At 35.3% G+C, this 15086-nt stretch carries 17 protein-coding genes; 1 reads left to right on the top strand and 16 read right to left on the bottom strand.

Annotated features, from left to right (window positions below):
- Nucleotides 1-155: 155 nt before the first annotated feature.
- The 14 genes from MHH82_RS40950 to MHH82_RS40885 form a co-directional block, all read right to left on the bottom strand.
- Nucleotides 156-365 carry a hypothetical protein gene (locus tag MHH82_RS40950; RefSeq protein WP_009968550.1) on the bottom strand — a complete coding sequence of 70 codons (210 nt, stop codon included), beginning with the start codon at nt 363-365 and terminating at the stop codon, nt 156-158.
- Nucleotides 366-538: 173 nt separating this feature from the next.
- The gene (locus tag MHH82_RS40945) at nt 539-913 is read right to left on the bottom strand and encodes a dUTPase (protein WP_013603331.1); all 375 of its coding nucleotides are present in this window, start codon (nt 911-913) and stop codon (nt 539-541) included.
- 286 nt (nt 914-1199) lie between these two features.
- Nucleotides 1200-5042, bottom strand: a complete 3843-nt coding sequence (locus tag MHH82_RS40940; protein ID WP_213397195.1) for a PHP domain-containing protein — start codon at nt 5040-5042, stop codon at nt 1200-1202.
- 115 nt (nt 5043-5157) lie between these two features.
- Nucleotides 5158-5610 carry a hypothetical protein gene (locus tag MHH82_RS40935; RefSeq protein WP_013603329.1) on the bottom strand — a complete coding sequence of 151 codons (453 nt, stop codon included), beginning with the start codon at nt 5608-5610 and terminating at the stop codon, nt 5158-5160.
- Nucleotides 5610-6584, bottom strand: coding sequence for an FAD-dependent thymidylate synthase (locus tag MHH82_RS40930; protein ID WP_013603328.1), 975 nt, complete (start codon nt 6582-6584; stop codon nt 5610-5612). The genes MHH82_RS40935 and MHH82_RS40930 overlap by 1 nt, the downstream gene beginning before the upstream one ends.
- A 96-nt stretch (nt 6585-6680) precedes the next feature.
- Nucleotides 6681-6917, bottom strand: coding sequence for a hypothetical protein (locus MHH82_RS40925; protein WP_013603327.1), 237 nt, complete (start codon nt 6915-6917; stop codon nt 6681-6683).
- Nucleotides 6914-7381, bottom strand: coding sequence for a ribonuclease H family protein (locus MHH82_RS40920; RefSeq protein WP_129138234.1), 468 nt, complete (start codon nt 7379-7381; stop codon nt 6914-6916). Before MHH82_RS40920 ends, MHH82_RS40925 begins: the two co-directional genes overlap by 4 nt.
- Nucleotides 7381-7842: a hypothetical protein gene (locus tag MHH82_RS40915; RefSeq protein ID WP_129138235.1), complete on the bottom strand. Its 462-nt coding sequence runs from the start codon at nt 7840-7842 to the stop codon at nt 7381-7383. Before MHH82_RS40915 ends, MHH82_RS40920 begins: the two co-directional genes overlap by 1 nt.
- 113 nt (nt 7843-7955) lie before the next feature.
- Nucleotides 7956-9149 carry an RtcB family protein gene (locus MHH82_RS40910; RefSeq protein WP_129138236.1) on the bottom strand — a complete coding sequence of 398 codons (1194 nt, stop codon included), beginning with the start codon at nt 9147-9149 and terminating at the stop codon, nt 7956-7958.
- Nucleotides 9150-9254: 105 nt separating this feature from the next.
- Nucleotides 9255-10043: a GIY-YIG nuclease family protein gene (locus MHH82_RS40905; RefSeq protein ID WP_013603323.1), complete on the bottom strand. Its 789-nt coding sequence runs from the start codon at nt 10041-10043 to the stop codon at nt 9255-9257.
- Between the two features lie 483 nt (nt 10044-10526).
- Nucleotides 10527-10619 carry a competence inhibitor ComI gene (comI, locus tag MHH82_RS40900; protein ID WP_020846149.1) on the bottom strand — a complete coding sequence of 31 codons (93 nt, stop codon included), beginning with the start codon at nt 10617-10619 and terminating at the stop codon, nt 10527-10529.
- A 242-nt stretch (nt 10620-10861) separates the two neighbouring features.
- Nucleotides 10862-11446 carry a YfbR-like 5'-deoxynucleotidase gene (locus MHH82_RS40895; protein ID WP_013603322.1) on the bottom strand — a complete coding sequence of 195 codons (585 nt, stop codon included), beginning with the start codon at nt 11444-11446 and terminating at the stop codon, nt 10862-10864.
- Between the two features lie 68 nt (nt 11447-11514).
- Nucleotides 11515-11793: a thioredoxin family protein gene (locus tag MHH82_RS40890; RefSeq protein ID WP_013603321.1), complete on the bottom strand. Its 279-nt coding sequence runs from the start codon at nt 11791-11793 to the stop codon at nt 11515-11517.
- A gap of 104 nt (nt 11794-11897) precedes the next feature.
- Nucleotides 11898-12356, bottom strand: a complete 459-nt coding sequence (locus tag MHH82_RS40885; RefSeq protein ID WP_013603320.1) for a nucleoside 2-deoxyribosyltransferase — start codon at nt 12354-12356, stop codon at nt 11898-11900.
- Nucleotides 12357-12515: 159 nt separating this feature from the next.
- Here MHH82_RS40885 and MHH82_RS40880 point away from each other — a divergent pair, with 159 nt between their 5' ends.
- Nucleotides 12516-13040 (top strand): DUF3967 domain-containing protein, encoded by a 525-nt coding sequence (locus MHH82_RS40880; protein WP_013603319.1) that lies wholly within the window; start codon nt 12516-12518, stop codon nt 13038-13040.
- A gap of 72 nt (nt 13041-13112) precedes the next feature.
- Here MHH82_RS40880 and MHH82_RS40875 read toward each other — a convergent pair whose 3' ends face one another.
- Together MHH82_RS40875 and MHH82_RS40870 are read right to left on the bottom strand one after the other, a co-directional pair.
- On the bottom strand, nt 13113-14864 hold the full coding sequence (locus MHH82_RS40875; RefSeq protein WP_213397192.1) for a DHH family phosphoesterase: 1752 nt from the start codon (nt 14862-14864) through the stop codon (nt 13113-13115).
- A complete protein-coding gene (locus tag MHH82_RS40870) occupies nt 14854-15057 on the bottom strand; it encodes a hypothetical protein (RefSeq protein ID WP_213397190.1) in 204 nt (67 codons plus the stop codon). The genes MHH82_RS40875 and MHH82_RS40870 overlap by 11 nt, the downstream gene beginning before the upstream one ends.
- Between the last annotated feature and the right edge of the window lie 29 nt (nt 15058-15086).

Here is a 15086-nt window from a genome sequence, read left to right as displayed (position 1 = left end):
TATTCCTCCAATTAGTAGTTGAGTAAGGGATCCTCCGATCCCTTTATGAGCGTTTCATTAACTTGTAAATGAAGTAACCAATAAGAAAAATGATAAATAGGTTATAAGCTGTGATTAATGTACAAAATAAAGCAATAGCCAATACATACTTCATCTTATTGTTCAGTCACCACGAGGTCTTTATCTTTGTAGTACTCGACGGTAACTAAGACAATATAATATTCCACTTCTTTTTTAGTCTTCTTCGTGATCGTGTGGGATTTAAGGTATTCACCATGTTCCGCCTTCTGTTGGTCTACAATGGCTTCTGCAGCTACTTTAGTATCCGCAAAGTATTTAGTAGTGGTTTGCATAGTAGTTGTCATATTAATTTCCTCCGATTTATTTAATGATTTAAAGTATTAAAATGAAAAGATATGATGAAGGATCATATCTCCAAAATAGCCAAGAATAAAACCAAGACTGATCCATCCTAAACAAATCAGATAACCAATTGAATGAATTAAAAGTGTCTCTAAGATTTTTTTGATCACTAAGTTTACCCCCGGACATAACCGAGTTTTGGATCCTCTTGCCGGCGATAATTCAACCGGTTCTTTTCTTTATACAATTTTAAAATTTCTTCCTCTGTCATTTGTGCAGCAATGAGAATATTCGTAAAGAAATGCAAAGCATCAATGACCTCTTCCTTAAATAGCTGCTGCTGTTTTTCAAGATCATAATCTTCTTTTTCATACTTGCTGGACCATTCTTTAGCATAAGGAAGTTCATGAAGAGCTTCACTGAGTTCATCAATCGTCCAAAGCATCATAGTCTTGATGTATGTGGCTTTTTCCTGAAGAGTCATGTTATCAAGGTCATGACCCATACGTTTTTGAAACTCTTTCTGACTATCAAGAATAAATTGATTCATAGTAGTAGTTGAGTCCTTTCTCCAACTTAAATAATTTTTTATTTATATTATTATTTAAGTTGTTATTTAATTCTTTATATTTATATCTGGTTATTGAAAAACGTAAATCATTTATTACATTATTTTTTAAATAAATTACTTATGACCGTCATGACTGAGGGTATTATATCGGTTATAACAGAAATGTAAATCATGACTGCGATATTGTGCATTTAGATGGTTGGTTATATTATCAAAGCAAACTAATTTCCTTGTAGAGCCCTGTAGAAGCAACAAAAGCCGCAGATTACTCTGCGACTTTAGCCATTTGAAGGTATAACTTCTCGGAGTCATAACCTTTGATTTTCATTGTGCTGTGCTTAAATTGAGTTCCTGTTGTCCGAAGGACGAATTCTTCTCCACGCCTAAAGCCAACCAGAACAAGTTTACTTCCTCGTTCGAACCAAGATGGATCAAGGACTTCTTTTTCTTTACCATGCACTCGAACGACCTTTTTATCATAGTGAGCAAACTGACCTTTAGAATATCTTACAGTTACAACGCCAGCATCTTGAGTTAGGACATGGACGAGAGACTTCTGCTTGTTTTTTTCAACTACAGTTCCAGCAATAACATCGATCTTGTATTGAGGGACATCATTTCCTCTTCTATTTTTTTTGTATCCAGTTATAACTGGGTTAGACGGCAGATCGTTAAAATTAGCAATATTAAAGTAGTTGTGTAATGGCATGTAATCTAACTCATGCTTTTTAGAGTAGAATAGTAATGTTTCCATTTCCCAAGCTTCAATTGTTCCTTGGCAGTGTTTGGCCCAGAACTCTTTCATTTTAATCTTGTTAAATTGTTCGGCAGCTTCAGGAGAAGTAACCCACATTCTTAATGGCTCGATAATCTCTTTGTAAGCTTTATCGAAGGTTTTCTGATCAACACAAAGTTTTCCGTCTTTAAATTCATAATCAACTTGATAAGGGTACGCCTGTAAGAAATCCATAAATTCTTGTTCGATTTCTCTTGTCATAGGGACTTTATTTCTTCCAAAAAGTTTATTTCTAAACTTATAGACTTCAAGCTCAGTTCCAAATCTTTGCTTATCAGCTAAGTGAATTATAGTTGGTAGTTGGACCATTGTAAGCTTTTCTTTTTTAGGGGTAATTGCCTTAACAAAGTCGATCATTAAGAGTCGCCTGTTTGGATAAAAAGAATCAAAGCAACCAGCTTTTATTAACGAAACAACTTTAGCTTCAGAAATTAGACCAGGATCGACTATCTTCTTAAAGAAGTCCCCAAAGCTCTTATAAGGCCGATGTTCAATGATTTTTTCTATTGCATCTGTTCCTAAACCGGCAATCGGCTTGAGACCGAATAAGATCTTATTCTCTTCCTCTAAAGGTGTGAATTCTTTATTTGAAAGGTTAATGTCCGGGTTTAAAATATCACCTTTCATATCTCCAACAGCTTTAGCAATTGCACCGTATTTTGTGCCTTTCTCAGTTTCACCTATCATCCCCGCGTTAACTGATAAGCAAGCTGTCTTCCAATAAATCGCTCCATATCTATGGCAGATATTCATTTCAATCATTAAGATCATTGTGTACCCAGCAATATGAGGTAATGAGAAAGAGTATCCAAACTGAGGTTTAAGTTCTTTATTCCAAACATAGTCCAGGAATACTTTACGAGCCCCAGTTTTTTCTCCACCTTCATAAAATTTAATTCTTTGATCTTCAATTAATTTTTGGTTTGCCTTTGCAACAGCTTTCCGGAATTTATTAGCTTGAGTTAGGCTGAACCCAGCAATTCTTTCATCCATAGCAAGCAACATTAGCCCTTCTTGAGTATCACAAATGCCATACCTATCAAGTAAATGTTCCTCAAGAATCTTAATTTCTTCCTCATTCAAACCGGCTGTTTTCATTTCTTCGTACCAATCTTGAATGTTGTTTTTGAAACGAACATATTTATCAAGTGGCTGCTCTCCATCAGTACTCAATCTCATTAAAGAGTTGCCAGCGCATAACTCATCAAAGGATCGAGGATTAATTTTAGTAAGTGCCTGTTGCCCAACAGCTGTCTCAAATTGAAAAGCATTCAAAACATGTCCTTCAAATAGTAAATCGAACATTCTTGGTGATTCCATTTCAAGAACATCTGGATGAAAATATTTATTGTAAGTTTCTCTCAATGAGCCTTGCCATTCAATTTTTCCATGTTCCAAAAGAAGATCTAAAGCTGTTCTAATTCTATCGAGAGCATTAATGGACAGGTAATCTAATTTGAGCCCACCCATATAGATACTGTCTTCTGCATCAAACTGAGTGATAGGCAGCCCAGAAGTTGTTTTCATCATGGCATTTTGTTTTATATATCCATCAGGGAAAATAATAACTCCTGAAGCATGTTGGCCACGGCCGGAAATTAATCCTTCAATAGAGAGCATTGCTTCTTTTAAACCTTCATACTTTTCAACTTCACGGCAGAATTCTTTAGCCGGTTTAGTTCCTTCTTTTGGGTTTCCGTAAAAGCATTCGTGCAAGCTCCAGATGCCACCCTTACGAGTAGGAATTAGGTTAGCAATATTATGAGCAATATCTTTATCAATTCCTAATCCACGGCAAGAAGTTAACACAGTTGAACGAGTACCCTCTGTTGTAAAAGTCCCCATGTTCAAGACGTTCTCTTCTCCATAGTGCTCTTTTGTGATTTGGATAATTTCATGGCGCTTTGATCCTTCAGAATCTAGGTCAATATCGGGGAGTTCTGGCCGTTCTTTTGATAAGAATCTCCAATGAGGTAGGTTAAATTTCATTGGATTCAGCTGAACAATGTCTAAAAGGTAATTCAGATAAAAGCAACATGCCGATCCACGGCTCACACCAACTAGCGAGACTTGCCACATCAAATCAACCACATCTTTTGAAAGGACAAAATAAGATGAAAGTGGCTGACCAAGATTTTCAGTAATATGGTAAAGCTCATCAAGCTCAGTATTTATTCTTGAAAGGTTCTCTTTATTCAGATCTTGTTTCTTCGCAACCATACCTTCGGCAATTAAATGAAGATAATAACGATCGATGTCGTATCTGCTTTCAGCATATTTTCTAATGTATTCGTATTCCATATAGTGAGGAACAAATAGTTGGCTCATTTCATATTTCGGAATATGAGCTTTCGGAACTTTAGTTTCTTGGGCAAATGTAATTGTTCCAAGTTTGGATCTTATCTCATTCGTATTATCAACAAGAACATCTAATAGTTCCTCGTCAAAGTACTCAAGCAATTCTTCATATCCCATAACGTAAGTTGTGGCGTAAAATTCATCAACTTCTCTCTCCCCTTCTGATGCTGTAAGGTATATTTTATGTGCCGGAGCATATTTTTTATTTAGATAATGGGCATCAGTAGAGACAATACATTTAACGTTGTAAGCTTCCGACACTTTTAGCATCATTTCATTAGCTACTAATTGGTCACGGTTTTTTGATGGCTGCAGTTCAAAATAAAGATCTTCTCCAAAAACACCTTTTAACCAAACAATGAAATCATGTACTCGTTTTTTATTTTCAGGAGTAGGATTATCATGATATGAAATTAGAGACTGAGGAAGTTCTCCACCAACACAAGCTGTACAAGCAATAATTTCCCCTTGGTACTCCTGCATTAAAGACATTAATTCATCTTTGTACGTAGGAACACGTTCCATTCCACGGTAGAAGAAAGAGTTGTACCAAGCTTTAGAGCTAAGTTTTTTCAGACCTTCATATCCTTTTTGTGACTTGGCGATTAATATAAAGTGGTGAAAACTAATCTTTTGGTTTAATGATTTTTTCTCCATGGTATCTTCTTTATCAACCAGGTAAATTTCATTGCCGAACCCTAGTTTAAAATCTCCAAGACGCTCTTTATTCTCTTCAACATACTTATGAGCTTTTACATGGGATGATAAAGTTTCGTGATCTGTTATAACTACTCCACTCAATCCAATCTCATGGCAGTAATCAATCAATTCTTCTGGTTTATTAATCGCATCTCTTAGTCGAAAATTTGATGCATCAGTGTGTGAATGAGTTAAGAAAGGTTTTTTCTTATACTTTTCTATACTTCTATTGATACTTCGTAGTAGTCGAGCCATTGTTAATACCTCATTTCTTTTGTATTACAAAGTATTTATATCTGGACCAGCAAAAACGTAAATTGGATGACTGAAAAATGTAAAAAAAATAACCACTCAGATGAGTGGCTATTTGTTAATCTTCTATTTTTTTATTTTTGTTTTTAAAGATGTGTGGCTGCGACACAAAGTATGTCAGCTTAATCTTCTTATGCCCTTTTAAGTACTTATCAATGAAGTAATTAAAGAATTGAACGTCATCTTCTAAATTAAACAAGTTAGAAGATCTTTGAAAAACGTTAATTCCAATTACTCGTTTCTCATTGTCGAATATAAAATGAACTGCTGAGATACATTCGTCACTTGATAACATAACTTGTCTTTCACTTGAGATCCACCCTTTATCATACTTGTAAAGTAAGTGTCTTAGTTGCATTTCGAGTGAAGTATAATAAGGTTCATCAGAGTCAGGAAAGGTATTCCTGGTCTGAGGATTAATCATCGTGAAGGATTCATACAAGATCATTTCATCATTTTCTTTTAAATATTCAAGTTCGCCTACAGATGGGATTCGAGGAAATTGTAACATTACTCATCTTCTCCTCGGCCTGCAAGGTGATCCATATACTGTTTTGAAGCAATTTTCCATTCTTCAAGTTGATTTTTATATTCTTGGAACATTTTTTGAAACTTAGTTGGCCCTTCTGGAGGGTTGGTTCCATTAATATTTTCACGGTAGTCTTGATAAATAAAGTCTTTTTCATTCCATTCGAATTTATCTGAGTTTTCTTCTGGGAAGTACAGGTTTGTGGCATGTCCATTTCGAGCATTCTTGATGTAATGGAAACTTGGCATTTCAAAGTCGATCAGGTCTAAATGAGCAATAGGATATGCCCGACACAGCTCAAGATACATTTGATATGCAATAATGTTATCTGACTTCGGTTGAATCTGGCGATCAATACGCTGCTTGCAGAATGCCAATAAATCTTTAACATTCATTGAAGCATAATAAAAGTTATCATGGTTTTTATTCAGAATAAGTCGAGCATCCATAATTGAAATCTTCCTAGAATCAATCATTTCAGCATAAAGCTCACGACATTGACGAGTAAGATCTTTGTATCTTTCTAAAAACTCAGGGGAATTTTCAATAGACTCAGGAATAACTGCAGTTGTATGAGATAACCAACGATCCCCTGTACATTGAGCCGAGAACGAAAATGTTCTATGACGAATTAAATGGGTTACGTCTTGGACTGAAATTCCTTCAATTCGGAATGTTAAACGAATCGTTTCAAGTATTGAAGGTAGCGTTTTAAAGGTAAAGGCTTTTTCAATATCATCAACCACCTGTGCCATGCTATATGTTTCTTCAGGTTCATCAGCCCAGGTAGCATTCACATATCCAGGGAGGTAATGAATGATGCTTTCCCAAGGAGTATAATCAACAAGAGTAACTTTAATATTCTCTAAATCATTTTTGAATTCAAAATCAGGCTTTTCACCAAAGCGAATTGGCATAGGCAATTTAACAGGCTCAAGGTTATTGTTTTTAGGCATAGTTTAATTCCTCCGATTTTTCAATATTTTTTTCAATAAGAATTACAATATATTTATATCTAAAAGTATGAAAACGTAAATCGATTTAATAATTTTTTATTGGTTTTTTTCAATAAATTTTAATTTCCCCTCAAAAACAACTTCGTACTTTGTAAGTAATCCTTCTTTATTAACCGAGAAAGCACTTTCCAGTTTTTTATCATCATGTGATGTTGCGAACCCCGCGACAAAAGATAAAGCGAACTCTTTACTTCGGAAAGTATCCATCCTTGATTCTTTAAATCCGAATTCATCCTCGTGCTCATAAACAATAATGAAGACTGATTCATTCATACGGCAGCACCTCTTGTAAGTTCATCCATTGCCTCATTTGCTAATCTATCAGCAAGTTCATTATCCGGGATTCCTGAATGGCCTTTAACTTTGTTAAAAGTGATAAACGGGAATTGTTCGACCAGTTCAATTAATTCAATCCATAACTGGCGATTCTCCACCGGCTTTTTACCAGCTGTAACCCATCCGTTATTCATCCATTTCTTATACCAACCTTGATTCATACAGTTACACAGATATGCAGAATCAGTATTGATTTCTACAGGGATATTAGTTGTTTTTAATTGTTTAAGGGCTTCAATAGCTGCACGAATTTCCATCATGTTATTAGTCACGTTTCTGAAGCCTGCCTTAATGGTTTTAACGTGGTTACCATATCGAAGAACTGCCCCAAAACCCCCGATATTGTTGTCTTTTCCGTTATTTCTTGCTGCGCCATCGCAGTAAATTACAACCTTTTTCATTAAAGGACTCCCTCCTTGACAAGATCGTTAGCAATTTCCTCAGGAGTCTTATATGTTGTGTTTACAATGATCTTCTTCATTGGGGACTTATCAAAATAAAATTTATAAAAATGCTTATGAAGATCATAATCAAGAATTTCATGACCCGTCTGAAGACAACGATCTATAAGAACCTTTGTATTACAATCGAGGTAAATTACGAGTACGTCTTCCATTTTAGCTAGGTGTTTTTCTAAATCATCATAGCTATCCCATAATTGAGGATCCCGACTAAAAAGGTCACAGTATGTTTTGAAACCAATTGGGCCTCTGTCGACTACAATATGCTTGTAGTTAGTGGCTTTATTTATAGCTTGTTGTAAAGTTGACTTTCCTGAACGATCAACACCTTCAAGGATGATAATTTTTGGCTTAACAAATTCAGGTGTCGGCGCAACAATAGCAGTAGTTGAGTTAGTCATAACCGTTATATCCTCCGATTTCTTTAATCTCTTTGTTTTACTTTGTATTTATATCTGGTATTTCTAAAACGTAAATCGGAATATAAAAAAAGACTGCCGAAGCAGTCTTAAAGTTAATTAGCTTTAAAGTTATAAAGTGGTTTAATGATCTCATTAATTTCCACGGTATCATTAATATTCGAAATGATTTCTTCCATTGGCTTATAAACCATTGGGGCTTCGTCTAATGTGTTTTCACTTACTGAGCTCGTCCATATACCAGCTTGTTTCATTGTCTCTTGAAAGTCTTCTAGTTTCAGATTTTCTTTTGCTTTTGATCTAGACATTATCCGGCCAGCTCCATGAGGTCCACTAAAGTTCCAATCAGGATTCCCTTTTCCTGTAGCAATAATTGACCCATCTCTCATGTTAATAGGAATAATTAATCTTTCTCCTTCTTGTGCAGAGGTGGCGCCTTTACGAAGGATCATGTTGTCAATGTCGATGAAATTATGAATGCTATCAAATCGGTCTATTAAATCCCAACCCATATGCTTCATAATCGTGTTTGACATTGCTAAACGGTTATAAGCAGCATAATTTTGAGCGATTTTCATATCATGCATATAATCCTTGAATCCGTCTCCTTGCAGGTAAGCCAAGTCTTTTTTAATTTTAGGAGATTTAACTCCTCGAAGAGCTTCATGTATATCCTGTTCTCTTCCTTCTGCTTTTAATTGAGCAATAATTTTTTCTTTTTCAGATGTAGCATTTGAAAGTTCTTCGTAAGCGAATTTTTGGTAGTGCTCAGCAACTTGTTTTCCTAGATTCCGGCTCCCACTATGAATTACAAGATAAATGCAACCATTTGACCCTTCATTTATCTCGATAAAGTGGTTTCCTCCTCCAAGTGTTCCGATACTCTTCTTAGCTCGATCAACATTCACTGGAGCCAGTACTTTCTCTATATCTACAGCATCAGAATACCAGTGGTGTTTACTATGAATACCAAAACCACTTGGAACATATTTATGAATAACATCATCGAGTTGATCGAAGTTAATCTCGTCTTTACTTACATTAATTTTAGTGACCATCATTCCGCAGCCAATATCAACACCAACTAGGTTGGGAACTACTTTATCTTGAATTGTCATCGTCGTTCCAATTGTGCAACCGGCCCCTGCGTGAGTATCCGGCATTATACGAATTTGACTGTCTTTAGCAAACTCTTGGTTGCATAGCTCAATTATTTGAGACATGGCCGTTTTTTCAACATTATCCGTATAGATTTTTGCTGTATTGAATTTTCCTTGTACCTCAATCATTGCTGGTCCTCCAAATTAATTATTGGCATAACTTTTATATCTGACATAACTTTTATATCTGGTTAAATAAAAACGTAAAAAGGCTAGAGACAATTCTCCAGCCCTTTATAAAGCTAACAAATCTATTGATTTCATAAACTTTTCAATCCGAGTGATTACTTCATCAACTTTGTCTTCAGGGAATTCAAACCACTCCGGTTGCTTAGTTTGGCCAGTCTTTGGTGGAAGTCTGTACTCTTCAAATTGAGAGTGGATCAATCTCTCAACTGCTTTACAATCCTTGCAAGGGAATGTGGCTACTACTTCCAAGTCTCTTGAGGTATATGTATTCATATTTGCTTCGGCATAACGCTCTTGCCAAGGACGAACGGTCATTCCAATTTTAAGTTCGTTTTTTACTTTAGGATGCCTAAAAATGTATATCCATTGAGGACCATTAGAATCATCGTTTTCGGGCTCATCAGAGATAACTTCTGATGAATATATATATTTAATCAAATCGGATCTCTGGAGCTCTATCAGGGCCTTACAAACGTAATTTATGCACTGTTCAGCATAATAGGCTGAATTAGATGCTTCAATTGCTGATACATCAACCTCTGAATCATAATATTTCAGAACAAGTTCATCTATTACTTCCAAGCCTTCTTTGTAGACTATTTTAGCTTGGCCAGCTTTAACGACCGTTGCTTTTATTCCATTCCTAACATGAGAGTGCCAATTAAAGAAGCCTTTCAAGCCAGGACAGATAAAAGCAATGTACTTATAATCTCCAGACCTTGCACTCCTTCCAAGTATATTTGTGGCTGTTAAAGCTTCATATTGGTTCATAGGAATATTGCCGTTTTCATTAAACAACCTGATCATTGAATTTGATAATTTTTCCGTATCCATAGCAGAATAATTTTAACATAAAATAGTGTTTTTATTATAGAGTCACTTTTTCGTTTTATTCTTCATATGCTAATAGCATACAGTGGTGGTAAGAAATTTAAGGACGAGGATGTTTCATTTTTTGTTATGTTTCTGCGACACAAAATTAACGACATAAATAAACACAAAAATATTTACGTGGCTGTACAAATTTTTCATTGCCTCAATGGGGATCCATACTGGACACACTATAACTTTGTTGATACAATCACTATATATTAAGTATATATTACGTAGTAATATTACATCATAATGTTACATGGTAATGTTGCATTGTTGTTTATCGTTTTCGAATGAATAAAATATTCGTAAACGAATAAAATAAAAAAGACCGAAGATGGTGCAACATCTTCGATCTGTAATAGAATAGCTCCTGAGGGAGACGGCTTTGTCTAAAAAGCTAAATTAAATGTAGGAACGCTCTGACCGTCACATCATTCGTTCCTACTTTTTTTTGTTGGAATTGGCAAGCGACAAGATTCCGACAATAAGGAGACCAAATTGAAACATCAATCCAAGTGCGCTTTCTACTGGCATATTCTCACCTCCTTCTTTCTAGACATGGAGGTGTGCCGTCTGCCCTTTTCCAAAAGCCGTATCTATTACGTTACTTATACTTTAAATGAAAATCTTTCAAATTACAATATATAGACTGAGCTTGGAACGCAAATTAGGAGATTTGCGTTTTGTACTTTGTGTAAAAGCGCTTACGCATTCTACGAAAGGAGGATTTCTCTTTCTTACAAAATAAAAAAGAAGCCGAAAAATCGACTTCTCTATCAAAATACTACAGTATCAATCTTATCAATCTTCAAATTACTCTCAATTGCTTTTTCCAACTTCTCAATTAAGTTTAAAACACGCTCCTGCGCCCCATCATTAATACTTTTCATTTGTTTTGTTTTATTTCCAAGCTCGATTTCACTATTGGAATATTGAAGGACAGAAACCGTATCGGCAAGCTTAACGATTAGATAAGCAATCGTCTCCTCTTTTTCTTCTTTGAGGAATTGTTCATAAGCTTCAGCATACTCAGGCATATTCTTTTTTAAACTAACCACTTCAGCTTGCTCGAGGATCTCTGTTAAGTCGGGATTTTCTACTTTCGTATCGTATGGTACATCTCCTAAGAAAATCTCTGGAATATCATGAACGGCAGCGAACTCTAAAGCCTTGAGCTTAATATAATCATCAATGTTATACATCTGGCAGATCTTTAGGACCGTTGTAATTACGTAAAACGTATGTTCAGCAACATTTTCATGTTTGATTTTCGGGCGATTATTGTATCGGATAATCTCTCCAAGTCCTAAGATTTGTGTATCTCCTAAAGCCCGTACTTTTCCACGGTTATAGTAAGTCATAACTGTTGTGTCTCCTTTTTGTGAGTAATTGAGTTAAGTTATATCTGTTATAAAAGTTACGAGGGAAATTATCCCTCGATTCTTCCTGCTTTTAAGAACATATCTCGAATCAGATCTTGTTTACCGTCAAATCCAACGATTCTTTCAATCTCATTTTCATCATCATCAACAAGTACCAAGACTGGGGCTGCCATAATACCAAACTTCATAGCAGCATTTATTGATTCATCATCACCATTTGAAAGGTTATAAGTTATATCCGGCTCGACTCCCAGCTCAAAAGTATGGAAGTTCTCAAGCATCTGACAAGGACGGCAAGCATTTTGTTTAAATTTAATTACTTTCATGTTGGTTCCTCCATATGTACTGATAGATGATTATTGAATAAAACCAATAAAAAATTATTTAATCAGTTATCTTTTGATATTAATTATTGAATTTATTAAATAAATTATTCAATTAAACCTTCATAATAGATTTCTTGACCAAGTATGGCAGCTTCCAATTCCTCAACCGTTTTACACGCAGCTTTTCCGGACTCAGCTAGCATTAAGTTGAACATTCCATCTTTACCGAGTGTGAAGGCCACATAAATTACTGGAACACCCGATGCATAAGCATGTCCGGCTTCAAAAATGGTTCCCATATCTTTATCATCAGTGATGGCAATAACAAGCTCTGATTCTTCAATTCCTCTTACATTCATATCAAAAGACTTTTTGCGAACTTCAGGCGATGATATTGGGCCGATTGCTGATTGTTTTCTTGGTGAAAAGTAAGTTAATCCATGTTTTTCAAGTAATGTCTCGACCAAAGCAACACGAGTGATTTGATCTGGCTTGAAAAATGGTGCAGCAATATAAACATGTTGTTTCTTGCCTGGAGATAATGATTTAGTAGTTTGAGTCATAATTATTCCTCCGATTTAAATATGTTGTTTTCTCTTTATTTATATCTGGTGATTCGAAAACGTAAATTAATGTCGAAACTTTTATTACGTTTTTTCTAAAAAGCTATTTTGTCTATGATATGATTGTTATGACTACTATAATCGGAGGTTATAACTGTTATGAATGTTTTCGCTGGTGTCGATGATGTAGCCCGAGAACTTGGGTTATCTCCATCAACTATTAAGAAGTACTATCTCTTGATAGAAGAGAACGGATACAGATTTACGAGAAGTCGCACAGGAAAAGTAATCTTCTCAGAGAGAGATTTGGAGATTTTTAAGCGACTGATTCAGATTAAAAACGAAAAAGGAATCAAAGTTGTAGATGCTGTTAAGACAGTTATATCTTCTATAACTGATGTAACTGTGTGGAAAGAGTCAGCAGCAGCCACTGAATTTGAAGAACCACCGGTGGATATAACAGTTATGAAAGAAACAATGGAACAAATGCATGAAATTATAAAAAATCAACAGAAACAAATAGATCAGTTGTTAGAAAGCCAAAATCAAACACAAAAGCTTTTAGAAAGTGGTTCTACAGATAGAGACAAGTTGTTACTACAGTCAATTAGAGAAACCCAGGAATTAAAACAATTGATCTTAGAAAACAACAAAAAGAAAAAGTGGTGGCAGTTCGGTAAATAAAGATAGCCATAACAATTACAACTACTGCTGTAACCGTTATGGCTGTTGTTGTGACTGTCATAACTGTTGTGCCTAAAAAATAATAGTTTCTGCGGTAATTTCGTCAGGTACCTCAATAAAATCATATTGGCCAGATTCATTTCTTTCACAGTCTACCAATACTAATTGAAGAGTTCGTTTATTACCATAAACGTTAACAGATGGGGTACCAACGAAATCCATCGTAATTTGCCTGTCGAAATTATTTTTTAGACTCTCATATAATCCTTCGGGTGCTCCGTACATAACAAACTCAACACCATTTTCATAAAAGGTCAACATGGAACCTTTTTGACGTATAAAGTTCTTATTAATTTTGATTCCGACAAAAGCCAGTAGGGGTTCTTGAACTTTCCCACCAAATAAGTGTTTATTATCAGTAACGTCTTCGATAAGAGACCGATTAACATTTTCCTTTACTATGAGGTCAACCTCATAAACAAACTCATTCTGTTCAACTTCATGCGTTCGTTTTTTGAATTCCTCGAAGTTATTTTCAGGGATAGAGATTCCAAAAGCATTGGCATGTCCTTGAGCAAACTCAACTAGGCCAGTTTCATTGCACCAGTCTTTAAGGGAAGACAATACTTTTTCATCTCCACGCCCCGATCCAACATATTTCTTATCTTTGTAATAGAGCACTAAAGCCGGCTTCTGATACTTTTTAGCAACTTTATTAGCAACTAAACCAGTAATCGCAGCTTCATTAGAAGAATCAAGTAAAGCAATTGAAATTCCGCCTTCGTTGTATGTACTGCTGCTAAGTTTCTCTAAAGACTTTTTAATCATTGAGTTCTGACGGCCCTTAACTTTTTTCATCATATCATAGGCATATTCATATAGATCTTGCTCAACCAATATCTTTTCAAATTTTCCGGTCGTTTTATTTTTCTTTCGTTTCTCTACATTCCAAACTCGTCCATCACCGATCTTATTTAATGCCCTAAACAGCAGATCTTTTTCATCTTCAGTTCCAACACGAACCACAGCATTAATCATTGGAATGATAGAGAAAGAGAGATCTTTTGGGGCAATGCCTTCTAGGCTTCCGAAAACATCCATTACAGCGACTCTAACCAAGGGATTATTGATCGCCTCAAGACCACGGAAGACTAGATTTCTGACCTCATTTTCACTTATATCTGAAGTATCTCCAATTTGACCGATAGCAACTAAGTCGAGTAGATCATCTGCATAATGAGTATCTAAAATCCTATCTAAGGCCTGGCAAAACTTATAGGCCATACCTGCACCAACTAAATTCTTATTAGTGCTTTTATTCTCGTCTAATTGGTTATTAATTAAAATTCCGTGCGTCGGCATCTTATCTACTTCATGGTGATCTAGGACGATAATGTCAATTCCCATGTAATAAAGCCTTTGAAGTTCATCAACATCATTAGACGCTGCATCAGGAATAATAATTAAATCTATTGATGAGTCAGCAATCTTTTGAGAAATTTCATCGGTTAATCCATGAGCTTTTCGATCATGAAGAAAATATGAAACATGCGAATCTGGTTCGATTTTTTTTATATATTGATAGATTATTGATGCAGACGAGAATCCATCAGCGTCAGCATCAACTAAAATACCGATGTGGTCGTTTATAAGCAAATGAGCAAGAAGTACATTCGCGCCTAGTTCAATATTATGAAGATCAAAAGGATTAAGATCCTCGCTGCTGTTAGGATTAAGGAATGTATCAATATCCTTAATATTTCTATTCTTCAGTATGGTGTCGATGATGTCCCCATTGTAAGGACCGATTTGTTTAATCTTCATTGGATTCACCAACAATTTCATTAGTGATTTTCAGGAATTGGGGGAGGATTCCTTCTAGCTCCAACATATCTTTGATTGCATAGTTCATTCTTTTGATTTTTTCTTCTTTTTCTTCATCTGATAATTTATTTACATATTCAATTTCATCTTTGTTTAAAGGACGGTCGATCTCGATTTTTATAACACTTCTCATAAATTTTTCCTCCTAGTAGTTGAATCTTC

This window comes from Bacillus sp. FSL K6-6540 (assembly GCF_038007545.1).
The sequence above is the reverse complement of the archived record's forward strand: the minus strand, read 5'-3'. Positions and strand labels throughout refer to the sequence as shown.